This window comes from Algoriphagus sediminis (genome assembly GCF_030403435.1).
Lineage (GTDB): Bacteria > Bacteroidota > Bacteroidia > Cytophagales > Cyclobacteriaceae > Algoriphagus > Algoriphagus sediminis.
In genome coordinates, this window is the sequence record NZ_JAUEPH010000005.1 from 196,382 (window position 1) to 219,507 (window position 23,126).

Genomic DNA, 23,126 nt, shown 5'->3' on the forward strand with positions numbered 1-23,126 from the left:
CTCAGTCTTCCAAATAAATGTCAAGTAATCCTTCGGGAAGCCGACAGTGAACTTTCTTCTCTGTCTTATCCACTTTCTGAATAATTCCATCCTGAATTGGGATCAGGACTTCCTTTTCCATATGTGTGACCCCGAGGAGGTCTTGGGTTTGCAGATCATAAATTTGTTCCACATTCCCTATCGAACCCTTGGTCTCATCTATGACCTCAAATCCGATTAATTCATGAAAGTAATATTGATCATCGTCCAGCTTTGGGAGCTCTGTAATTGGGAGAAATAATTCTGAGCCTACTAAAGGACTCACATCTTCCACCCGATCAAGCTCTTCAAACTTCGCTAACACTTTATTTCCCGGCTGTAGCACAAAGTGCTCAAGAAAGTAGGGTATTAGCCTGGATTTCTGTTCGATGAACAAGTGCTGGATGTCTTCATATTCTTCAGGATAATCAACATCCAATACAATTACTACTTCACCTTGAAGACCATGAACTTTAGAAATGTATCCTATTTGAAAACATTGGTCTTTGTTCATGACCTTATATTTATTAAGCTTTCGCCTTATCCTCGTCTTCAGAAGATGCTTTTGGAGCTTCTTCTTTTGCAGGCTCTTCTGCAGGAGTTTCTTCTGCAGCTGGCTCTTCAGCTTTAGCCTCTTCAGCTTCAGCTACTGGAGCTTCATCTTTAACTGGTTCTTCAGCTGGAGTCTCTTCAACCTTTTCTTCAGTGGTTTCAGTGGCTTCTGCTTTTTCAGCTGGAGCTTCTTCTACAGGAGCTTCGACATCTCCGGCCTCTGCAGCGGCAGCGGCTTCCTCAGCAGCAATAGCGGCCTGAGCTTCTTCCTCTCTAGCTTTGATAGCATCCAATCTCGCCTGGTTCTTAGCGGCTTCAGCTGCCAAAGCTTTATCACGAAGATCTTGCTTGGTTTTCTGAATGCTTTCAGCTTTTCCTGCGATTTTAGCCTCTTTCTCATTTAACCATGCCTCAAACTTAGCATCTGCTTGTTCTTGAGTGATGGCTCCTTTCAATACACCTACCTGAAGGTGCTTTTTCAGCATTACACCTCTATAAGAAAGCATTGCTTTCACGGTGTCTGTTGGCTGAGCTCCGTTCAACAACCATTTAAGAGCGCGCTCATTGTTGATGTTGATAGAAGCAGGGTCTGTGTTGGGATTGTATGTCCCAATCTTTTCGATGAAGCGTCCATCTCGTGGAGCTCTCGCATCAGCGACAACCACGTCGTAGATAGCCATTTTCTTTCTACCTCGTCGTGCTAATCTGATTTTTACTGACATATAATTAAATGTATTTAGTTAGTGGATGGATCACGTCCATCCTAATTTTGGAGTGCAAAGATAGGGTAAATACTTGTATTGCCATAAGTTGATTTAAAATTATTTGGAGTGTCAAAGGCTTTTCTTTAATCTTGAATTCTGGAATTACTTGTCCGTTTGGCCCCTTAGTTCAATGCCCGTCTGGATGAACCCATTCGGACGGGGATAAAATGGAAGAGATTTTCTCAATATTGGTGCAATGATAACGGTTGAGAAAATTGGCCCCGTAGTTCAATGGATAGAATAGAAGTTTCCTAAACTTTAGATGCAAGTTCGATTCTTGCCGGGGCTACCAAATAATCCTCTTTTTTTAGAAGAGGATTTTTTATTTAAACTGTCTTTTTAGCATCTTGTAACTCCTTTTTAAATCAAATTAAATATGAAAAAAATACTACTTGGTTTTTTAGTGCTTTTCTTCGTACAGGCATCTTTCGCTCAAGACTCTGGAAAAGGGACTAATATTTACACCGCCTCTACCGGTGAGACGATTTTGTCTTTTGGAATGGTTGAAGCAGAACCCTTGAATACCGGTACGGTTGCCAGGTTTACGCCGTTTTTCAATTTCGGACAGCAATTACACTTTGATTTCAGTAATAGCTTTGGACTATTTACCGGGTTGAACGTCCGAAATGTGGGTATTATAACTGATCTTGATGGCCCATCCGTAGAGGATGAAATTAGGGTAAAGCAAAGAACATACAACCTAGGTATTCCCATTGCTTTTAAAGTTGGGGATGTTGAGGGATGGAGATTTAGTGGTGGCTTTGAAGCTGAGTTTGCTTTCGCCTACAAGCAGAAAGTGTATGTGAATGGTGAAAAGAGGAAATCGAGCTCTTGGTTTGATGACAGGGTAGAAATTTTCCAACCTTCAGTTTTCGTGGAAGTAGTCGGAAAAGAAGGAAACTTCATTCGCTTCAAGTACTATCTAAATGATTACCTGACGGAGAATCAGATGCTAAATATAGACGGGTTAGACTTTAATCCAACAAGCAGTAACATGTTCTATATTTCAGTTGGATACGTGATCAAGAACAAAGAGATTAAGAATAGTTTCTGATAAATTATTTATCGATATTAAGGGGCTTTGCCCCTTTTTTTATGGCTGAGTTTTTTGCTAAATCTCTATTTTGTTAAACTAATTTCTGCTCATGTCTGAGAAAAAGAGGATTACGCTAAAGGATATTGCTAAAAACCTTGGGATTTCTGTTTCCACAGCATCCCGTGCCCTTAATTCTTACTCCGGTATTTCGGATGATACCATCAAGCTTGTTAAGGATTATGCAGCAAAGCATAATTATGTTCCTAATACTATGGCTGTCAATTTCAGGAAAAACAAGACCTTAACCTTGGGCTTGATAGTTCCGGAACTGGTTCATTACTTTTTCTCATCAGCAATTAGTGGAGCTTTGGCGGAAGCCAAAAAAAGAGGATATACAGTCTTGGTGAGTCAAACAGATGAATTACTGAGCAATGAAGTCTATGCCGCACGGACCATGATAGCCAGTAGTGTGGATGGAATACTGATATCTCTTTCCAATCAAACAATCAATGGTGAACACTTAAATGAACTTCTCGAAGAAGGAAGGCCAGTGGTTCAATTTGATAAAGTTCTTGAAGAGCTTCCCACCCCAAAGGTTATCGTGGATGATTTTCAAGGAGCTTACAATGCGGTAACACATCTTATTGAGCAAGGGTACAGATCGATCGCACATCTTAATGGGTTTTCGACCGTTAAAAATTCTGCAGAAAGATTAAGAGGGTATAAACAGGCTCTTACAGATTCTGGATTGGAAATAAGGGAGGACTTTATCATTCACTGCAAGGATATTTCGGAAGAGGAAGGATTTGAGTTCACCCGGCAACTGATGCAGCTGCCCAACCCTCCAGACTCGATTTTTTGCATCACGGATTTAGTAGCCATGGGATCTATGAAGTTTCTCAAAGAGACTGGCAAGAAAATCCCAGATGACGTAGGGTTAATTGGCTTTAGCAACTGGAATATGGCCAATTTTGTGACACCCGCTTTAAGCTCTGTGGACCAACATGCCTTTAAAATGGGTGAAAAGGCCTGCCAAATTCTTATTGATCTTTTGAAGAGCGGGAAGATTGGAAAGGATGAAACCCATATTATTCCAACCGAATTGGTAGTCAGAGATTCCTCAAGACGATACTAATTCAACTCCACTTCAAAAAGATAAAATCCATAGGGCTGAACACTTAAATGTTCATTGTCCCGACCCACCAAGAATTTTTCTCCGGACCAGTGGTCTTTTAAGCTGACATTGACAATACCTTTTTCACGGAAAGCGTACCAGGTGAGATTGGCTTCTTGGTCCGAAAAGTTGAATACACCTATAAATTTTTCGGCTTCTGACTTCCGAATATATCCAGCCACATGGATATTATGTGGGCTCATCCATTCCAAATTACTGTGGTCTGAAATGACGGGAAGACTCTTCCTAATTTGAATGAGTTTTTTGGTTTGAGAAAAAACCAGATTCTCTATAGTCCCGGATTCTTTACGTTTTTCAACTTTTCCCCAATCGATTTTTGGTCGATGCATCCAGCGATTGTCATAACTTTTTGCAGGGTCTAGCTGAAAGGAGTAATCGTTTGTGTAACCAATTTCATCTCCATAGAAAAGCATTGGAAGACCTCCAAGGAACATAGAATGTGCTTGCATCAAAAGGATTTTAGAAATAGATAGGTCTATGGATTTCTGGTCCTGAGATTCTATTGCACATTCAAGACCACAAAGGGAAGCAAGGGTACCACTGATTCTTGCATCACCCGTTTTTGGATTTGAGGAAAAAAGGGCTCCTCGGGAAGGACTATTTTGAAACACCCCTGAAAAATAATCCTTCAAGTAGTTCCTATGAGCGTGTGGATCTTTGTTTGAATCCAAAATAGATTGATCAGCGAAGCCTAAGCCAATGTCATCATGACAACGTGTATAATTAATCCAGGAGGTCCCTTCAGGTTTCTGCAAAATATCATATTGTCCTGCCAGCATCACCATGGTCTCAGAAGTGGCCAACATATCCCATGAAAGAGCCATATGAGTGGCGTTATATGCAAAATCACATTCTTTGGCTAGGAAATCTTCAGTCCCAAAGTACTTCATGATTTCTTTTGGGGTGACGATGGCCTCTCCGAGCAAAGCCATTCCGGGGCTCACTATTTTCACACATTGCTTAATGAGCTGTAATAGAGTGTGTACCTGTGGGAGGTTTTGCGAGGATGTTCCCGTTTCCTTCCAAATAAATGCAGGTGCATCAATTCTGAGGATATCCACTCCAAGGTTCGCATAAAAGAGAACGTTGTCAACCATTTCCGTCAAAACCCTCGGGTTCATAAAATTCAGATCCCATTGGTAATCATGAAATACCGTCATCACCCACTTATTACATTCTTCCACATATGTGAAATTTCCCGGAGAGCTTTCAGGAAAGATCTCGGGCATAGATTCTTCGAATTGATTGGGAATCCAGCGATTATCATACATGTAATAATAGTCTTGGAATTCTTTTTCTCCCTTTCGCGCTTTATGAGCCCATTCATGATGATGGGAAGTGTGGTTGAGAACAATATCAAGCATGAGATACATCCCTTTAGAATGCATCTTTTTCTGAAGGGCTTTGAGCTCTTCTAGGGTACCAAATTTTGGATCAACTTTTCGATAGTTCGAAACTGCGTAGCCACCATCGCTTTCTCCTTCAGGACTTTCAAAAAGAGGCATTAAATGTAAGAGATTCACGCCTAGTTCTTCTAAATAATCAAGCTTAGAAGACATTTTTGAAAGGCTTCCATAAAAGCGGTCTACATAAAGGCTCATCCCACATAGTTCATTGCTCAGGAACCAATCTGTAGACTTCCGATTGTCCTCTTGCTTAAGGTAAGATGGGCGATCCTTTCTAGCCTTGGCTAACCTTTTTAATAATTCCAGAAGGTGAACATCCGATTCATCACCGGGATATATTTTTTTAAACAGGCTTTCAAGGATAGGCAAAGCCTTGCTTAGCCGCTCATCGAACTGCGGGTCTGCTGAGGCATTAATTTTTTCGAGAGATTCAATCATGATTCAAGGGTACTTTAATTCGGTCTATCTTATCCTCTCAATGCTTGACCGGGTTCTTCTTTTGTTGGTTTAATTCTAAGAGTAGCCAAGGAGGCGATGAGCAAAAGTCCTCCGGCAAAGCCAATAGCGAGACCGGGATCATTTTGAAGGAAAGACTTGGAAATGTATCCGAAAGTGAGCGTTTGCAAAATCATAGGGATCACGATCATCATATTAATCACACCCATGTAGACCCCATATCTTTCCTTTGGAATATCATTGACCACAATGAGATATGGAACTCCCATCATACTTGCCCAAGCTATTCCAAAACCTGTCATTGGGGCAAACAATAAGTATTTGTCTTCAATAAATGGAAAGGCCAATAGTCCAATACCTGCTAGAATAAGACAGACAAAATGAACATTTTTTGGTCCGAACCGATTTGCCATCCGTGCCAGATAGAAGGCTGAAAGAAAGGTCACAATATTATACCAACCATTCACCAGACCTGTCCAACCTACTGCTTCTTCATACAAGGTCGGGTTATCAGATGGACTGGTATTCCATACGGATTGAGCGATACTTTTTGCTGCATTTTGCCAATAGCAGAATAAGGCATACCACTGGAAAAGATAAACCAAGGATAGCTGCCACATGACTTTGGGCATCTCAGTAATCGCCTCGACAATCTCAAGATTTTGAGCAAAAAGTACTTTTGCCGTAGGGTGATCCTCAGCCCATTTAATGGTTTTTGGTATGACCTTTCGATCAAAAATCGATGGGATCAGAAGCAAGGCCAGAATAGTGTATGCGAATAGTGAGGTGAAGATGGATAGGAAGAACTGAATGGCGGGATGTGGCAGTCCTCTATTTCTTTCCTTTAGCTTTTCCAATTCCTCAGGTGAAGGAGGGTATTCTGGGGTTTTACTTATGCTCCATAGCACCGAACCAATCGAACAGACGGTTCCGAGAAAAAAAGATGCGTAAACCCAATAGGGGAGTGAGCCGAGGGTTCCTGGAATATATTTTTGGAACACGAATAAGGAGACATTGGCCAGTGTGATGCCCAAACCAGTGAAAAAAGACTGGGTCAGAAAACCTTTGCTGTACTGTTCGTCGGGAAGTACATCCGCAATTAAAGCCCGGTAAGGCTCCATGGCAGTGTTATTTGCTGCATCTAGTACCCATAAAAGTCCCGCCGCCATCCATAAAGAACTGCTAAATGGGTAAAAGAAAAGGCAGATGCTGCAGAAGAGCGCTCCGATAAAGAAAAATGGTTTTCTTCTGCCAAAGCGATCACTCCAGGTACTGTCACTTAAGGCTCCTATGATGGGTTGGATTAAGAGGCCGGTCATGGGACCCGCCAAATTTAAAATCGGAATCTCATCCGGAGCGGCACCGAGCATGTCATAGATTGGATTGACGGCACTTTGCTGAAGCCCAAAGCTGTATTGAATCCCAAAAAAACCAACGTTCATGTTGATTATTTGGGTAAATGAGAGTTTGACTTTTGACATTAAAGTAGGAGTATTTTGGGCAAGGAAAATGAGATATCAAGTCATGAAATCTCAAAACAATATTGGGCAAAATACAAAGTTTACTCTAGGGTCAAAGGCCCTTCAGGTAGAGTTTGAAGGAGTTTTTTTTGGAAATCGTTTGAAATTCCGGGTTAGTAAAAAGTTTTTTTAATCGGCGATGAAATCTTCCAGATCAGGTCAAAAAAAATACCCCGGTTTGGCGGGGTATTTTTAGATTATTGAAGTCTGGCTTGAATTTCTTGGATCAGGCCTTCATACCTTTTAAGTATTCGTTCCCAATCTTCGAACTTCTCGTCATCTTTGACTGTCACCTGATTTTGTCCGTCAAGGAAAGCTTCTTGGCTGATCAGTTTGACTGAATAGGCTAGCTGGTCTGAATTTCCACCACTACTTACGATTACTCTTGTTCGGATAATGGAAGATTGGAAATTTTCTACCTGCCAGGAAGTTGTAAGATATCCAGTATTGAAGTCTACGGTCTCCAGAATATCAAAGTATCGGGTCACTATAGAACTTAAAATTCTCCAAGCCTCTTCAGCTGAAAAATCTGTGTTAACAGGAACAGTGATCCGAACATTGGCAAGATCGGAAGATACCGAAGAAGAGTAGGCCTCATCTATTGCCATTTCTATAAAATCAGTTGAGGGTGGTTCCTGCATATTGTCCTGATTACAATAATTTTTCACGTATCGGATATATCCTTCTTTGGAAATTCTTACCTCAACGCAAGCGTTCTTTGGTACCTTCAAGTCGTAAGAACCAACACCTACTCGCTTACCTGCGATTTCAATTGCGGCATCATCTGGCTGAGAAGTGATTTGAACCAATCGATCTTCAAGTCTTGCGGATTCTCTGATGGGTGGTTCTGGATCCGTATCAGGTTTATTACAAAATACCTTGGTGTATTCTACAAAACCATCCTTAGTGACATTTACGGTTACGCAATCACCTAGTGGTACTCTCACATCTTGATTCCCTTTCCCAACTGTGACACCATTTACAGATACATTTCCATCTGCTGGGATTACTTCTAGCCGAACTTGTCTATCCTTTAATTCGAAATAATCTTTGACCGGAGGGGTTTCACGATCTGGGGAGTTGTAGTAGGTTTTGGATTCAGGTGCGAATCCTGGTTTTCTGATTTCTACATTTAAAAACCTTCCTTTTCCTACTATCAGGTTGATTTGCTTAGAACCTACCATTCGGCCGTCCACATAGATTTCGGCATCGTAAGGTTCAGTGGTTATTTCCACCATTCTATTCTCCAGGGAAACCGTTTGGGTTTTATCCCATTTTATGGATTTCGGGTATTCTTTTATTACAGGCTCATAACCCGTTTTTGCTACCATAATCCTGTTTCGGCTGTTTTTATCCAGTTTCAATTCGATCACACCGGTACCTATTTCTGCTACTGGAGAATTATCTAAATCATTCAGCATGTAAAATTTTGCATCCGAATGATTAGCAGTAATGGTAAGTTTTTGAGAGAAAGTGGTAAGGGCGATTGAAAATAAAAATAGGGTAATCAGTAAAGATTTAAGTTTCATAAAGACTCGGTTGGTGATTAACAGGTCGCAAAAAAATCAATAAGAATAACTTATGCAATTAATTGAGGAATAGAATGATTAGCCTTTCCAGGCGCTTTTGTAAAATCAGAGTCAGTTTTGACCCATCACTTTTTTAAAATCTTCTTCAATAATTTTTTTAGAAAATTCTTAGCTTCTTCAAAAATCTCTGATCCTATTTAAATATGAAATTCATCAGTGTCCTTAAGTCAGAATTCAGAAAATCAAGAAAGAAACGATGGAACAGGTTATTTGATTTACCTCATTATCGTAAGACTGAATTAATATTAGCCACATTAAGGGCAAATGGAAAGGAACTGACCCCGGTACAAAACTTTCAATGTCAGGAATATGCAAAAGAGGTTTTGGGATCAGTAGCTTTTGCTGGCTGGTTGAAAGTTTATACCGCGTTTCAAGGAGAATTTAAGGAGGGATGGATTCCAGATAATTATATTGGCAGAGTGGTGGGGCCGGCTGTAAATGGCGAATTGGAGGGACTTGCCCAGTATAAGACTTTGACTAGACGAATAATTAACTCGGATTCCATTCCAGACCTGGCATATTCTGTTAATGGTTCTTGGATAGATACAGATGGAAGACCTCTGAGATTGGCACAGGTTTATGAGTTATGTTTTGATCAATTTTCTGAGGTCTATTTAAAGGGGGATTTCACTTTTCAAGGTCTTGGGATAACAAAATCAACTAAGACAGAATTTGAAAATTTAAAGTTTAGCGAATTAGGTGACTTTGTGATTCAAGCACCCATCTATCAACACACATTTTTTGATAAACTGAGTCCAAATGCAGTCGCAACTATTCGAGTAACTACGGTAAAACCATTTGGTAAGCTTGCCGAAACTAGGTTATGCGGCCTCAGAATAGGCAGAGAATCTGAAAAATTTATTCAAAGTCAGAAGGCCTTACGAGTTCCAGTTTACACCCAAACAGGAAAGCTATTTTACTGTGCAATTTCTCCCAAATGGGAGACTTTCGAGAGACATCCCTCAACGGATACTCGCCTTGAAGGACTAGTCATACCGAAGTTTGAGGAAATGAAAAGGTTTTGTGAGAATTTACACAATGGAATTCCCCATTTAGAGCTCATAGGATGGGATGTAGCTTTGGATAAAAATGAAGAAATAAAGATCATGGAATGGAATACTGGCCATCCTGGAATCGTCTTCTCCGAATCAACTACCGGCCCCCATTTCAAGGATTTAGGTTGGGAGGATCTTTGGAAGGAAAAGACTTAACCCTGTATAGCCCATATTTTATTTATGCCAGACCTTCCTTAGATAGCGAAGCCAATTTCCACTCATGACCTTCTGAATATCCTCATCTGAGTAGCCTCGCCTTTTAAGCAGTTCAGGAATGGTTTTGAGATTGGCTATAGAACTAAGATCATGCGGTGCCTGCTCAGAGCCAAACCCTCCGTCTAAATCTGATCCTATTCCGATATGATCAGCATTTCCTGCTATCTGACAGATATGATCAAGATGGTCAATCACCGTTTCCAGTGTGACATTCCTTTCCTGAGGGGTAGATTTCCCTCGAACCCAATCAGGACTTAGCATCCATGCATCCATGGCTCCACCTATAACGGCTCCACGATCGATTAGTGCCTTGATCATCTCATCTGAAAACTGTCGATTATGATTCACCAAGGACCGGCAGTTGTTATGACTAGCCCAGACTGGTCCTTTGAAAATTTCCAGTGCATCCCAGAAGGCCTTATCGCATAAATGAGTGGCATCCAAAATAATTCCTAATTCCTCCATTTTGCGAAGCAACTCTCTTCCTTGTTTGGTAAGAGGTGCAGAAGCATTAGTGCCGTAAGCATACCTTCCTGGGCCATAATGAGCTGGGCCTAGAGCTCGGAGTCCATATTCCCAGGCTTTATCCAAGTAATCAAGATTAACAATAGAATCTGCTCCCTCAAGTGATAGAATGAAACCTATAGGTTTCTTTGTAGTAATCGAAGTCTCTGACCAATCGCTTAGATGGTTTTCTAAACCTTTCAGATTCTTGATTTGCCGCATTTCACCAGCCTCCTCCATCGCCTTATACCATGCAAATTGGCCTTGGGTTTGAGCCCAGGCCTGCTCAGGAGAATGCCATCCAGGAAGAGAACTTTCAGGACTCACGAACCGGGCGATTTGTGTGGCTACCACAAGCCCAATGTTCCCTTTGCGAAGCTCAGGAAGAGACACCAAAGCATTACCCCGATCGGGCTTATCCGAAAGACCTTGCTCTCTGGCATTTATCTCTTCAATAGGTTTGGTTAAATCCCTGTTCCATTCTAGGGCATTCATGCTGAGGTCCAGGTGGGCGTCTATGGTAAACATGTTAAAAGCTTTGGAGGATGAAAACTGTGGGGATTTTGTGAAGATCTATTGGGCTCTTTTTCCAAGCGGCTATGGTTTTGGTTTGAATCAGTTCGTCCGACCCTGTGATATTTTTTGCGATGCAAAGCTTGGTCCCTGGATTAAGGGTGTTTGATAAATCTTTGAGAAGCTGATTATTTCTAAAAGGAGTTTCCATGAAGATTTGGGATCGGCTTTCCTTTGCCGATTCATTCTCAAGACTTTTGATCTTGCTAGCTCTTTCTCTTTTATCAATCGGCAGGTAGCCATGAAAAGCAAAGGACTGTCCTGAAAAACCTGAAGCCATCAAGGCCATAAACATGGAACTTGGACCGGAAAGCGGGACAACTTGAATTCCCTTTTGATGGGCATATTCGACAGCTAAGGCTCCTGGATCAGCAATCCCTGGACATCCGGCTTCAGAAATCACCCCAATATCCGCTCCATTGAATAAAGGTTGCATCAGGCGATTTATAGACTCAGGGCTAGAATGTTTATCTAGAATTTCCATGTGTAATTCCTCGATCTTCACCCCAAGTTTTAGGCTGCTGATATATCGCCTGCTGGTTCTCAGGTTTTCCACCAAAAAGACTTTAGTGTTTGTAATGACTTCTCTGATTTGCGGGGAGATCACTTGGTCTGCAGTATTTTCTGCAAGAACATTCGGAATAAGATAAAGCTTTCCTAAAGGCATAAGCGGAAGTTAGAAAAGTAATCCGAATAATAGAAAAAGAACTATTTGATCAGCTGCTTCAACCCGGAACTTGCAAAAGTATAAGGTGGTAGGCTATGTCTGATTTTAAATTCTTCTAATGAGGAACTTTCATTAGCCAGAAAGGCCATGACGGACTCTGGGTTAACTTTAGTGAAAAGCTTGGTGAAAATATCTCTTCCCTCCATTTTCTTCCTAAGTAGTACATCTAGAAGAGTACGATCGTACCAATCATACATTTTATCCTCGAAGTTTTTTTCAATGAGAGGGGGTTTTCCTTCAAGCAGATTTTTAACGAGTTTTTCCAGGTGTTTTTGAACGAAATAGAAAGTATAACCTGTACTCGCCTTCGTAAATCCGCCGGCGGTCCCAATGTTTATAATTTTGTCATTTAGCCCCTCTGACCTGTCGAATTTTGCGAGAGACATAGGGATTACACCAAATTCGTCATGGGCGATCGCATATTTGGAGATTCCCAACTTGTTTTCGATGTAATCTTGAAGCTCCTTTTTATACTCTTCCTTTTCTAGAACTTCCTCAGTAAAGAGCGTGTATTCTACCAAAGCCTCGGTTTCACTAGTAGGAAGCACATACATGAAAGTGGTACCATGAGTCTGCTTCAATGTAAAATCCATTAAGGTTGCTTTGGAGGGATCAAAAGTCGGTTTGTCTGTTTTGATCTTCCATCCCATGAAATGTTGGAGAAGGGAGTTTTGAGGATTGATGTCAGGGTAGAAAAGTGGAGTAGAATTAAAGATATAATCTCCCTCAAAATCCCCTTCGGTTGTTTTGATAATTCCCTTTTCACCTTCCTCAGTTATTTCATTTATGTCGCATTGCAAGAAGGTCACGTTCTTAGCTTTTTTAGCAAAATCAAGCACATGGGAATAAAACTGGTCACCCAGAATCATCTTGTATTTATACTCCTTCATTTTGAAGGTTTGGGCCACGTTAGGAGCATAATAGCTCAAAGTATCCCAGGAGTAATGAACTATAGGTTCAAAGGTTCCATGGCCTTTTTCCCAAAAACACCATGTGCGATCATTTTTTGTTTTTTTCTCTGAATCAACAACTAGAATTCTCTTTTCCCTAAGCGGTTTAGCATGGAGAAGCCTATACAATAAGCTCAGGCCCGCCAGACCTGATCCTGCTATGATATAGTCGTATGATTTCTCCATTTGATGTTTACTTTTAAAGCAGGAATTTTCGTATTTCTTCTATGACAGCTTTGGGTTGCTCCGCATGTAGCCAGTGTCCTGCATTTGCCACTTTGATCAATTGGTAATTTGGGAAGAAGGAATAGATATCCTCACAATCAGAATCCTTGATATAATCCGAATTTGCTCCAGCTAAGAATAACGTTTCTCCGAAAAATTGTTCATCACTTTCCAGTTTCTGGCCCACCTCTTCAATATTTTCAGTGATCACTGGAAGATTGATTTTCCAGATAAAACCATCAGAATCCCGGCCAAGGCTCTTCAAAAGAAATTGCCTAATTCCGGCCACGGGGATAAACTCGGCTAATTTTTCATCGGCTTCTTTTCTGGATTGGATTTCAGCTAAGTTTAGTGAATTCAGACCTTGCAGGATTTGCTCGTGATGAACTGGGTAATATCTCGGCGCGATATCCGCAACGATAAGTTTTTCAACCCTTTCAGGGTGAGTCAAGGCAAAATTCATAGCCGTTTTACCTCCCATAGAATGGCCCATTAAAAAGATTTTATCCTCATCGATTTCACCAAGAAGTTCATAAAGATCTTCTACCATTACCTGATAATTCCATTCATCAGATTTTGGAGAATCGCCATGGTTTCTTTGGTCTACCAAATACAAGGTGAAGTCTTCTTGTAGTTCCCTGGCTATCGAAAACCAATTGTCAGCAGAACCGAAAAGTCCATGTAGAATAACCAGAGGTGGCCCAGAGCCTGTCTTTTTATAGTTTAGTTTCATGTTAAGTAGTTCACAATTTTCTCACTATTCAGTGTCCAACTTCCTCCTGTACATCTGGATGGTATTCTCAAGTCCATAATATAGTGCATCACAAATGAGGGCATGACCAATAGATACTTCATCCAAAAAAGGAATTGACTTCTTTAAAAACTGAAGGTTGTGAAGATCTAAATCGTGACCTGCATTAAGTCCCAACCCGATTTCTTTTGCCAAGTTTGATACCTCTACGTATGGCTTTACAGCTTGTTCTCTCTTCTGATGATAATTTGCAGCATAAGGTTCAGTGTATAATTCCACACGATCAGTCCCTGTTTGTTTTGCCGGTTCGAAATATTTCACTTCGGGATTAATAAAGATAGAAACTCTGATTCCTTCCGATTGAAGCTCAGCAACCACATCTCGGAGTAGATGCTGATGTGTAATGGTATCCCAACCGGTATTAGACGTAAGCGCATCAGGCGGGTCTGGTACCAAAGTGGCTTGGGCAGGTTTCACCTTTTTCACCAAATCCAAGAATCGTTTATCAGGATACCCCTCAATGTTAAATTCAGTGGTCACAACCTCCGCCAGATCAAAAACATCCTGATGTCGAATATGTCTTTCATCAGGTCTTGGATGGACTGTGATTCCCTGAGCGCCGAAGCGTTCGCAATCTTTGGCAACTTGGACTACATTGGGATTATTTGCCCCACGGGCATTTCTGAGTGTGGCAATCTTATTAATATTTACGCTAAGCTTCGTCATATCCGATTAGAAACGGTAATTTTGAATAGTAAACTATGGTATAATACAAACTTAAAACGAATGAGTTTAAAGCAGAAGATAGATAGTGAAATAAAGGCTGCAATGATCGCCAAAAATAAAACTAGGTTAACGGCTCTAAGGGCGGTAAAATCCATGATTTTGCTGGAAGAGACTAAAGGAGGTGCAGGAGACGGGCTTTCTGAAGCTGATGAAATGAAGCTTCTGACTAAAGCAGCGAAACAAAGGAAAGATTCGGCAGCCATCTACAAGGAGCAAGGTCGAGAGGATTTGTTTGAAGTGGAAAACGCTGAGTTGGAAGTGATTCAGGAATTTCTACCGAAGGCCCTTTCCGAAGAGGAAGTGGAGCTGGCTGTTTCTACTATCATTGCTCAGACTGGTGCGGAAGGCATGAAAGATATGGGTAAGGTGATGGGAATTGCAAGTAAACAACTAGCGGGAAAAGCGGATGGCAAGATGATTGCTGATAAAGTCAAAGCACTATTATCTGCATAAATTGGAAATTATTGATGTTGTTATCTTAATCATCATTGGCCTGGGTGCTTTGGAGGGATTCAAAAAGGGTTTCCTCATGGGTATCATAGGCCTTTTTGGTTTTATTATAGCCATTATTTTGGCTTTCTATTTTATGGATACGATGGCAGATTGGCTATCTGACAATGTCAAATCCTTAAATATAGGCTATCCCATCGTGGCCTTCTTTTTAATTTTTGTGCTAACCACATTATTGATCAATGGGGTAGGTTGGCTTCTGAAGAAAACAATGGAAACCGTCTTTCTTGGTTCCCTGGATAAAGTTGCTGGCCTGATGTTGGGAGTGGTTAGAGTCGCATTTTTTCTTAGCCTATTTCTATATATGGCTAATCTTTTTGATTTGGATTTACCCAAAGAATGGACTCGTAAAAGCCAGGCATTACCTTATATCGAACCGATTGCGCCATTCTTTGTGGATTTGTTAGATCCCTTTCTTCCTGTGATTCAGGAAACCTTAGATAAGATGGAAGAATTGGTCGAGGAATTCGCTGATCAAATCTAGCGAAGATCAATTACTTCCACACCCGGATGCTCTTTTGGATCAAAGGTGAAATAGTTGTTTTGGAAATTTGGTCCTTCCTGAAGATCCACGAAAGTATAAGCAAAGACAGTTCCCTGACCATCATGCATTTCCCAACCCATGAGGTTCTTGTTGGATTTATTGATGAAAAGGTTAACTCTTTCGAAAGGAGACCCTGACCGCAAAGCAATTAATTCAACAACCTGAACTGTCTGTCCCTGAAACTGCTTTTCGGCTTGCAGCCTGTAATCGAAGCCTTCTTCATACATCCTGTAGATGTTCGAAGGTGTGAGCTCACCTTCCATTTGGGTGACATCGTTGACGGTAACCTCCTTGTAAGTATCAGTCGAAATGAATGTCCAAACCGTCTTACCATTATTGAATATTTCCTGATCGGGAAGTTTTAGGCGATATTGTTCGCCCTTCACCGCTATCTCTCCTGTTTGCTTATCGCTGGTTCCGGCTGCATCCCTATATGTGAAATCAAAATCAGCTTTGAACCCATTCATTGCTTGATATCTCTGGCTCATGGCATCTAGAACTTTCTTTGCCTGAGGATCTTTCTGAGCTTTGGCCTGAAAGGACAAAAAGCTTAAAAACAATAGGAAAACGGGTAGAATAAACTTCTTCATGGATTGTAAGTCGAGCTTAAAATTCGACCCTACAAACTATTCAATAACTGTTCCAAACTGGCTTCATCCTGGATGAGTACTTCTCGGGCTTTTGAACCTTCAAAAGAACCGACTACACCTGCGGCCTCCAGCTGATCAATGATCCGCCCGGCCCGGTTATAACCAAGTTTGAGTTTACGTTGAATTAGGGATGTACTTCCCTGCTGATGCATGACGATAAGCTTCGCGGCATCATCAAAAAGTGGGTCTCTGTCCGACAGGTCCACTTCCCCAATACTGCTGTCTCCGTCTTCACCTTCGTATTCGGGAAGTAAATAGGCATCGGGATAGCCTTTTTGCTCACCGATCCAATCACAAATGGCATCAACCTCAGGAGTGTCCAGGAAAGCACACTGAAGTCGTGTCATTTCTGAACCCTGGGAAAGAAGCATATCTCCCATCCCAATTAATTGATCTGCACCCCCTGCATCCAGAATCGTTCTGGAGTCAATTTTAGAGGTAACTCTGAAAGAAAGTCTGGCTGGGAAATTCGCCTTGATTATTCCGGTGATCACATTTACAGATGGTCTTTGCGTCGCCACTACCAGGTGAATCCCTATTGCCCTGGCAAGCTGTGCCAGTCTTGCAATTGGTCCTTCAATTTCTTTTCCAGCCGTCATCATCAGGTCCGCAAGTTCATCAATGACCAGGACGATGTATGGCATGTATTTATGGCCTTTTTCGGGGTTTAATTTCCGAGCGATGAACTTCGCATTGTACTCTTTCAAATTTCTGGCTCCGGCATCCTTTAGCAAATTATACCTGTTATCCATTTCGATACAAAGGGAATTCAGGGTGTAAATCACCTTTTTAGTATCAGTGATGATGGCCTCTTCTGAGCCAGGAAGTTTCGCTAAAAAGTGCCTTTCAATTTTGTTGAAAAGCGACAATTCCACCTTCTTTGGATCGACCAGGACAAACTTCAACTGGGCTGGATGTTTTTTGTAGATTAAAGAAGCCAGAATCATATTTAAGCCAACGGATTTACCTTGCCCCGTAGCACCAGCCATAAGGAGGTGGGGCATTTTAGCCAAATCCCCCACAAACACTTCATTCGAAATGGTTTTACCCAAGGCTATGGGAAGGTCCTTATCTGACCTGAGGAATTTTTCCGTACTCAATACTGCTCTCGCAGGCACAAGCTCTCTGTTTTTATTTGGTACTTCTATACCGATTGTTCCCTTTCCAGGAATCGGGGCGATGATTCTGATCCCAAGTGCAGCCAGGCTTAGCGCTATGTCATCTTCCAGGTTTTTGATTTTGGAGATTTTTACCCCAGGTTCTGGAACAATTTCGTAGAGGGTTACAGTCGGTCCTATAGTCGCTTTAATCTCCTGAATTCCGATTTTAAAGTTTTCCAGGGTCTCGACTATTTTATTTTTATTGTCCTCAAGTTCCTGGCGAGTTACCGTTACTTTTTGAAGGTCATATTCATTCAGGAGGTCAAGCGTCGGATATTGGTACTTTGCCAGGTCCAATGTTGGATCATAAGCGTCCAGATTTTCTACTTCCTCAGCCGTTTTCTCTTCCTGAGTTTTATTGATTGAAAATGCCTTCTCTTTGGAGTCTTCTTTTTCTTCGATCTCCTGAAGTAGATTTACTTCGGATAGCTCGATTTCTTTCTTCGGAGTCTTTGTCTCAGGTTTCTCTTCAGTTTTTATCTCCCAGAGTGACCCATCATCCTCGATTTCTTCCTCTTCTTCTTTCTCCTCTTTTTCATTTATGTCATCGAATGGATTGGCACCAGCCAAAGGCTCAATAGGTTCCATATCTGGAACTTCAGGATCACTCAAATCGCCTTCATGAACAGTTTTACTGGAAAACCATTCGAGCTGATTGATGTCAAAGAAAAAGATAGAAAATATCAATAATGACCCACCTAACAGAATGAAGGTACCCCAGCTGAGGAAGTCCGCTGAAAGCTTTGCTAATTCATAACCAAAACCACCTGAAAGAAAACTCCAGTAGGAATACCCTTGGACCAAAATGACAATATACCCTGTAAGCAATCCAAGCCAAAATGTGAAGAATAAGGCAAAGGAAGCATACCTGGGTAAAGACATAATGGAGGTCTTGAATGCCATTTTCACTCCCAGAATAAAAAAGAATGGCGGAATCAGAAATGCTGCAATTCCAAACCAGCGATAGATTAAAAGATGCCCGGCCTTTGCCCCTAAATATCCAAGCCAATTACTCGACTCTCTGGCAGCCTCCCGAATAGGCTCCCCATCCCCATTCATGACTAAGCTTTGGTCCTCCGGACCATTCAATAAGTAACTGATAAAGGCAATAAATAGGAAAAGTGCCACAGAAATCAGAATCACCCCAAGGGTCAGAACCACTTTAGAACTACCAAATTTTGGCATGGAAAAACCTTTCTTTTCCGATTTTGTGGTTTTACGGGATTCTCCTTTTTTTCTGAATGTATTTGATCGGGGCTTATTTGCGGCCATGTATGTGGTTCAAGTGCTGATGAATGATAGAGTTCTGGCTAAACAAATATAGTTTAGCTCGAAAAATAAGCCAATATGCCTTTTTTAATTCGCTTGATTAACCCAGGACCCTCATAAATCATGCCCGAGTACACTTGAATGAGGGAAGCGCCTGCCTCAAGCTTCTCGATGGCATCTTCTGGAGAAGAAATTCCTCCCACTCCGACTATGGGGAATGCCCCGGAGGACTTCGTGTGAAGGTACCGTATCACTTCGGTACTTCTAGACTTTAAAACCTTTCCGCTTACACCTCCCGCTCCAATCGCCTCCACTTGGTTTGGGTCAGTTTTAAGTTGGCTCCTATCTATGGTAGTATTTGTAGCGATCACACCATCTATTTTGGTATCCAAAACGATTTCTACTATATCATCCAACTGCCCATCAGTAAGGTCAGGGGCTATTTTTAAAAGGATAGGCTTTGGATTAGACTTGGCATCATTGGCTTCTTTTACCGCGGTGAGCAAAGCTTTCAAAGGCTCTTTTTCCTGGAGGTCCCGAAGATTAGGTGTGTTCGGTGAGCTCACATTTACCACGAAATAATCCACCCAGGGGTGTAGTTTTTCCAGGCAATACAGATAATCATCGATGGCATTTTCGTTCGGGGTTACTTTGTTTTTACCAATGTTACCACCCACGATTACGTCCGATTTCCTTTTTCGTAACCGTTCCACTGCATCCAAGACTCCTCCATTGTTAAAGCCCATTCTATTTATAAGAGACTCATCTTCAGGAAGTCTGAAAAGTCTGGGTTGCGGATTACCAGCTTGCGGTTTTGGAGTCAATGTCCCAATCTCAATGAAGCCAAAACCCAACATCGCCATCTCGTCAATGAGCCTGGCATCTTTATCGAATCCAGCAGCGAGTCCAACCGGATTTTTGAAAGTCAAACCAAAAACTTTCCTTTCGAGCCTTGGATCGTCGAATTCAAAACTTGATTTGACCACATCCTTAACCAATGGAAGATTAAAGCCGAATTTGGTGAGGTCAAATGTGATATAGTGAGCGTCTTCAGGTTTCTTTAAGAAAAGGAGGGGTTTGAGGAGAGACTTGTACACGAGTCAGATTTTTGCGTTTGGCAAATTTATGAAAACTAGACTTAGTCTCACCTCCTGGGATGAAATTCTGTTAGTACCTGACGTAAGTAATCTCTATCCAGATGAGTGTATATTTCCGTAGTGGTTATGCTCTCATGCCCAAGCATCTCTTGAACGGCCCTGAGGTCAGCTCCCCCTTCTATCAAGTGGGTGGCAAATGAATGTCGAAAGGTATGCGGGCTTATGTTTTTATCGATTCCGGCCTTTTTAGCAGTTTTTTTGATAATTAAAAATATCATGACCCGGCTGAGCTTTTTACCTCTCCGGTTTAGAAAAACAAATTCTTCATGACCTATGGCCGGTTTCTGGTGAACCCGAATTTCCTTTTGATAAATCTTGAGGTATTTCATCGCATCCTGACCGATAGGAACCAGCCGTTCCTTATTTCCTTTCCCTATCACTCTCAAAAAGCCGATGTCTTCAAATATTTGACCTAATTTCAATTCGGTCAACTCTGAAACTCGCAAGCCTGAACTGTATAGCATTTCTAAAATTGCCCGGTTTCTGTGTCCTTCAGGTTCACCAAGTGGAATAGCTTCCAGGAGTTTTTCGATCTCTGGATAGCTAAGCGTATCCGGAAGTTTTCTTCCCAGTTTTGGGGCCTCCAGAAGCTGTGCAGGATCCTCAGAAATTTCATCTTCATACGTCAGGTATTTGTAGAAAGCTTTAATTCCTGAAATCACCCGGGCCTGAGTATAATCTGAGATTCCGATACTCCCCAGTTCATTCACAAATCTCCTAAGGTGTTCTAGCTCCAGGCCCAAAGGACTCTTACCCTCAAAGTTTTGGCTTGCAAACTTTGCCAGTTTATTGACATCTCGAGTGTAGGCGAGAATGGAATTCTCACTTAATGACCTTTCCAATTTGAGGTAATGGCGAAAGCGTTTGATGTAAATTTCCCAGGATTTGTCCATTTCTTATCACTAAGTAAAAAATAGATCCGGATTTTGGTAGGTTCAAATGTCAAATGATGAATACTTACCCAAAGGAATCTTTTAACTTTATAGCAGTAATCGAACCAATCCTGTTTTGAAGATCCAAATTATCAATGGCCCCAACCTGAACCTCCTGGGAACCCGAGAACCTGAGGTTTACGGAAGCACCAGTTTTGAAGAGTATTTCGAGCAACTCAAATATGCTTTTCCTCGGGTAGAACTTCATTATTTCCAAAGCAATATCGAGGGGGAATTAATTGATAAGATTCACAAAGTCGGATTCTCCTATGATGCCATTCTTCTAAATGCTGGAGGCTATACGCATACTTCTGTAGCCATTTCTGATGCGATTGCCGGGATAGAAACGCCGGTTTTGGAAGTTCATATTTCAAATATTTATAAGCGTGAGGAGTTCAGGCACAAGAGTATTATTTCAAAAGAATGTGTGGGCATGATTTCCGGCTTAGGCCTGAAGGGCTACGATCTAGGAATTCAATATTTTCTTTAAACCTATTTTCCATGTTGACTTTTGCTGCTGGACCATCTAAGGTCTATGAATCTGTTCCCAAATATCTGCAGGATGCATATTCTGAAGGAATCCTCAGTGCTAATCATAGGAGTGATCAATTTATGCGGCTTTATCAGGAGGCCGAAAGCCTGATGAAAGAAAAGCTACATATGCCTGATGATTATAAGCTTTTATTCACCTCTTCCGCCACCGAAAATTGGGAGATAATTTCACAGTCCATCGTAGAATCAGCCAGCTTTCATATTTATTCCGGCTCCTTCGGAGCAAAGTGGATAAAGTTTGCTCAGCATATAAATCCCAAAAGCGCTGGGCAAAAAATTGCTGCGAATGAAGAAATAGACGTTCCAGAATTAAGCATTCCAGAAGACTATGATTTGATTGCTATCACTCAAAATGAAACGTCAAATGCTTCTCAGGTCCCAATGGCCAAGCTGGAAGAAATCAGGGATAAATTTCCTGAAAAGCTGATTGCTGTGGATACCACTTCTTCGATGGCTGGCATCGAGCTCAAATTTGAGCTTGCAGATTTTTGGTATGCCTCCGTTCAAAAATGCTTTGGGTTGCCAGCTGGTCTTGGGTTATTGATTCTTTCCCCAAGTGCTATTGAAAAGGCCGAAAGCAAAGGAGAATCTGGACGGTACAACAGTCTCAGCTTCATGCTCGAAAATGCACGTGGGTACCAGACGCATTACACCCCAAATGTCCTTGGAATTTATTTATTGAACAGAGTGCTGAAGGATATGCCTGAGATTCAGCATTTTGACCAGGCGCTTCGTGAGCGAATGAAGAAGCTTGAAGATTGTATCATTGGGACAAAAAGTCTTCGCCTTCTAGTAGATAATGCCACTACCCGTAGCACCACAGTTCTTGGGGTGGCAGGCCTTGAGGAGACTATAAAGAAAGTGAAGTCTGCGGCATTAGACCAAGGCTTTCAATTGGGGAGTGGTTATGGACCTTTGAAACCAACTTCTTTTCGAATTGCCAATTTCCCTGCTATTACTGATCAGGAGATGGATGGGTTAATGGACTTTTTGGTGGCTTACTAGTTTTCTCTAATTTGAAAATTATGTGGAAAGGAAATGATATTGAGGCTATACCTAACAGGTCCTCAAGAATAAAAAAATGGGAAAGATATCTGTTTTTGCCCATTCTACCTTTCTTAGGTGCGGCGTTTACCTTAGAATCAAAAATTTGGCTACAACTTCCTCTTATATATGCAATTTCGGCCCAAGTAGTAACCTATTTCTTATACAAAAAGGAGGGAAGGGGAAAGGAGTTTTTAATCCGAATGTCGGTTCCCATGATGTCAAGCATCCTTGTGTTCGGGTATTTTGTTTGGATTTATTTTTATAAGTCTTAATCATACATTCAAAATCTTCTCAATGGATTTTCTATCATTAATAATTCCATAAACTTTCTTTCTTTCCTTTCTGCAAAAGAAATATCTACATTTGCGGCATGTTTGATCTCAAGGAAATTTTATCCGTGTCGCTTATCCTGTTTTCGGTGATAGATATACTCGGTTCTATACCGATTATCATCAATTTGAGACAGAAGATTGGACATGTTCAGTCTGGGAAAGCTACACTGGTTGCAGGGCTTTTGATGATTCTTTTTCTGGTTGCAGGGGAATCTATTTTAGGTCTTTTTGGGATAGGTGTGGAGGATTTTGCTATAGCAGGTGCCTTGATAATTTTTGCACTTGGAGCGGAGATGATCCTAGGGATCGAACTTTTTAAACCTGATCCTGACGCTACTGCAGGGGCCTCGATCGTCCCTATTGCATTTCCCTTGATTGCCGGTGCCGGAACTTTAACCACCATCCTTACCCTTAAGGCAGAATTTCATCAAATCAACATAGCCATTGGGATTGTATTAAATCTTGCTTTGGTTTATGTGGTTCTGAAAAGCACTAATTGGCTGGAGCGAAAGCTGGGTAAAACTGGACTTGATGTTCTAAGAAGAATTTTTGGAATTATTCTACTTTCCATAGCAGTCAAAATTTTCAAAACAAACGTCTTTCCAACTTAAGCCTGGATTGCTTTTGCTTCCCACAGGCATTATGATTTT

At 41.4% G+C, this 23,126-nt stretch carries 23 protein-coding genes and 1 tRNA gene; 10 read left to right on the forward strand and 14 right to left on the reverse strand.

Going from position 1 to position 23,126, the window contains the following annotated elements; all coding sequences use genetic code 11:
* Position 1: 1 nt before the first annotated feature.
* On the reverse strand, positions 2-532 hold the full coding sequence (rimM, locus tag QVH07_RS12505) for a ribosome maturation factor RimM (protein ID WP_290000820.1): 531 nt from the start codon (positions 530-532) through the stop codon (positions 2-4).
* A gap of 13 nt (positions 533-545) precedes the next feature.
* Positions 546-1,292: a 30S ribosomal protein S16 gene (locus tag QVH07_RS12510; protein ID WP_290000821.1), complete on the reverse strand. Its 747-nt coding sequence runs from the start codon at positions 1,290-1,292 to the stop codon at positions 546-548.
* A 259-nt stretch (positions 1,293-1,551) separates the two neighbouring features.
* Here QVH07_RS12510 and QVH07_RS12515 point away from each other — a divergent pair.
* The 3 genes from QVH07_RS12515 (at position 1,552) to QVH07_RS12525 (ending at position 3,505) form a co-directional block, all read left to right on the forward strand.
* Positions 1,552-1,626 (forward strand) — tRNA-Arg (locus tag QVH07_RS12515).
* A gap of 84 nt (positions 1,627-1,710) precedes the next feature.
* Positions 1,711-2,388, forward strand: a complete 678-nt coding sequence (locus tag QVH07_RS12520; protein WP_290000822.1) for a hypothetical protein — start codon at positions 1,711-1,713, stop codon at positions 2,386-2,388.
* A gap of 91 nt (positions 2,389-2,479) precedes the next feature.
* Positions 2,480-3,505 (forward strand): LacI family DNA-binding transcriptional regulator, encoded by a 1,026-nt coding sequence (locus QVH07_RS12525; RefSeq protein WP_290000823.1) that lies wholly within the window; start codon positions 2,480-2,482, stop codon positions 3,503-3,505.
* Here QVH07_RS12525 and QVH07_RS12530 read toward each other — a convergent pair.
* The 3 genes from QVH07_RS12530 to QVH07_RS12540 all read right to left on the reverse strand — a co-directional run bounded on the left by QVH07_RS12530 (position 3,502) and on the right by QVH07_RS12540 (position 8,476).
* Positions 3,502-5,409, reverse strand: a complete 1,908-nt coding sequence (locus QVH07_RS12530) for an alpha-amylase family glycosyl hydrolase (protein WP_290000824.1) — start codon at positions 5,407-5,409, stop codon at positions 3,502-3,504. The two genes, QVH07_RS12525 and QVH07_RS12530, sit on opposite strands and share 4 nt — an antisense overlap.
* Positions 5,410-5,438: 29 nt before the next feature.
* On the reverse strand, positions 5,439-6,908 hold the full coding sequence (locus tag QVH07_RS12535; RefSeq protein ID WP_290000825.1) for an MFS transporter: 1,470 nt from the start codon (positions 6,906-6,908) through the stop codon (positions 5,439-5,441).
* 236 nt (positions 6,909-7,144) lie between these two features.
* The gene (locus tag QVH07_RS12540) at positions 7,145-8,476 is read right to left on the reverse strand and encodes a PEGA domain-containing protein (RefSeq protein ID WP_290000826.1); all 1,332 of its coding nucleotides are present in this window, start codon (positions 8,474-8,476) and stop codon (positions 7,145-7,147) included.
* A gap of 203 nt (positions 8,477-8,679) precedes the next feature.
* Between QVH07_RS12540 and QVH07_RS12545 the strand changes: the two genes are divergently transcribed.
* Complete coding sequence (locus QVH07_RS12545) at positions 8,680-9,747, forward strand: sugar-transfer associated ATP-grasp domain-containing protein (protein WP_290000827.1); 1,068 nt, start codon at positions 8,680-8,682, stop codon at positions 9,745-9,747.
* An 18-nt stretch (positions 9,748-9,765) separates the two neighbouring features.
* Here QVH07_RS12545 and QVH07_RS12550 read toward each other — a convergent pair whose 3' ends face one another.
* From QVH07_RS12550 to QVH07_RS12570, 5 genes are read right to left on the reverse strand one after another with little or no spacing between them, the layout of a single operon-like run.
* A complete protein-coding gene (locus QVH07_RS12550) occupies positions 9,766-10,839 on the reverse strand; it encodes a dipeptidase (protein ID WP_290000828.1) in 1,074 nt (357 codons plus the stop codon).
* A 1-nt stretch (position 10,840) separates the two neighbouring features.
* The gene (locus QVH07_RS12555) at positions 10,841-11,551 is read right to left on the reverse strand and encodes an SAM-dependent methyltransferase (protein ID WP_290000829.1); all 711 of its coding nucleotides are present in this window, start codon (positions 11,549-11,551) and stop codon (positions 10,841-10,843) included.
* 41 nt (positions 11,552-11,592) lie between these two features.
* Complete coding sequence (locus tag QVH07_RS12560) at positions 11,593-12,747, reverse strand: lycopene cyclase family protein (RefSeq protein WP_290000830.1); 1,155 nt, start codon at positions 12,745-12,747, stop codon at positions 11,593-11,595.
* 13 nt (positions 12,748-12,760) lie between these two features.
* Entirely contained in the window at positions 12,761-13,519 is a 759-nt protein-coding gene (locus QVH07_RS12565) for an alpha/beta fold hydrolase (RefSeq protein ID WP_290000831.1), read from the reverse strand.
* Between the two features lie 24 nt (positions 13,520-13,543).
* Entirely contained in the window at positions 13,544-14,263 is a 720-nt protein-coding gene (locus tag QVH07_RS12570; protein ID WP_290000832.1) for a pyridoxine 5'-phosphate synthase, read from the reverse strand.
* A gap of 60 nt (positions 14,264-14,323) precedes the next feature.
* On the opposite strand from QVH07_RS12570, the gene QVH07_RS12575 reads away from it, so the two are divergent.
* Together QVH07_RS12575 and QVH07_RS12580 are read left to right on the forward strand one after the other, a co-directional pair.
* Positions 14,324-14,776, forward strand: coding sequence for a GatB/YqeY domain-containing protein (locus QVH07_RS12575; RefSeq protein WP_290000833.1), 453 nt, complete (start codon positions 14,324-14,326; stop codon positions 14,774-14,776).
* 1 nt (position 14,777) lies between these two features.
* On the forward strand, positions 14,778-15,317 hold the full coding sequence (locus QVH07_RS12580; RefSeq protein WP_290000834.1) for a CvpA family protein: 540 nt from the start codon (positions 14,778-14,780) through the stop codon (positions 15,315-15,317).
* Here the strand turns inward: QVH07_RS12580 and lolA1 are convergent.
* Together lolA1 and QVH07_RS12590 are read right to left on the reverse strand one after the other, a co-directional pair.
* On the reverse strand, positions 15,314-15,967 hold the full coding sequence (lolA1, locus tag QVH07_RS12585) for an outer membrane lipoprotein periplasmic chaperone LolA1 (protein WP_290000835.1): 654 nt from the start codon (positions 15,965-15,967) through the stop codon (positions 15,314-15,316). The two genes, QVH07_RS12580 and lolA1, sit on opposite strands and share 4 nt — an antisense overlap.
* 29 nt (positions 15,968-15,996) lie before the next feature.
* A complete protein-coding gene (locus QVH07_RS12590) occupies positions 15,997-18,372 on the reverse strand; it encodes an FtsK/SpoIIIE family DNA translocase (protein ID WP_290000836.1) in 2,376 nt (791 codons plus the stop codon).
* Between QVH07_RS12590 and QVH07_RS12595 the strand changes: the two genes are divergently transcribed.
* The gene (locus QVH07_RS12595; RefSeq protein WP_290000837.1) at positions 18,371-18,511 is read left to right on the forward strand and encodes a hypothetical protein; all 141 of its coding nucleotides are present in this window, start codon (positions 18,371-18,373) and stop codon (positions 18,509-18,511) included. The two genes, QVH07_RS12590 and QVH07_RS12595, sit on opposite strands and share 2 nt — an antisense overlap.
* Before the next feature lies 1 nt (position 18,512).
* On the opposite strand, the gene QVH07_RS12600 is transcribed toward QVH07_RS12595, so the two are convergent.
* Together QVH07_RS12600 and xerD are read right to left on the reverse strand one after the other, a co-directional pair.
* Positions 18,513-19,553, reverse strand: a complete 1,041-nt coding sequence (locus QVH07_RS12600) for a quinone-dependent dihydroorotate dehydrogenase (protein WP_290000838.1) — start codon at positions 19,551-19,553, stop codon at positions 18,513-18,515.
* A 47-nt stretch (positions 19,554-19,600) separates the two neighbouring features.
* Complete coding sequence (gene xerD / locus QVH07_RS12605) at positions 19,601-20,506, reverse strand: site-specific tyrosine recombinase XerD (RefSeq protein WP_290000839.1); 906 nt, start codon at positions 20,504-20,506, stop codon at positions 19,601-19,603.
* Between the two features lie 115 nt (positions 20,507-20,621).
* Here xerD and aroQ point away from each other — a divergent pair, with 115 nt between their 5' ends.
* The 3 genes from aroQ to QVH07_RS12620 all read left to right on the forward strand — a co-directional run bounded on the left by aroQ (position 20,622) and on the right by QVH07_RS12620 (position 23,087).
* Positions 20,622-21,035, forward strand: a complete 414-nt coding sequence (gene aroQ, locus QVH07_RS12610) for a type II 3-dehydroquinate dehydratase (RefSeq protein ID WP_290000840.1) — start codon at positions 20,622-20,624, stop codon at positions 21,033-21,035.
* A gap of 11 nt (positions 21,036-21,046) precedes the next feature.
* Positions 21,047-22,102, forward strand: a complete 1,056-nt coding sequence (locus tag QVH07_RS12615; protein WP_290000841.1) for an aminotransferase class V-fold PLP-dependent enzyme — start codon at positions 21,047-21,049, stop codon at positions 22,100-22,102.
* Positions 22,103-22,514: 412 nt separating this feature from the next.
* A complete protein-coding gene (locus QVH07_RS12620; protein WP_290000842.1) occupies positions 22,515-23,087 on the forward strand; it encodes a MarC family protein in 573 nt (190 codons plus the stop codon).
* Positions 23,088-23,126: the final 39 nt, after the last annotated feature.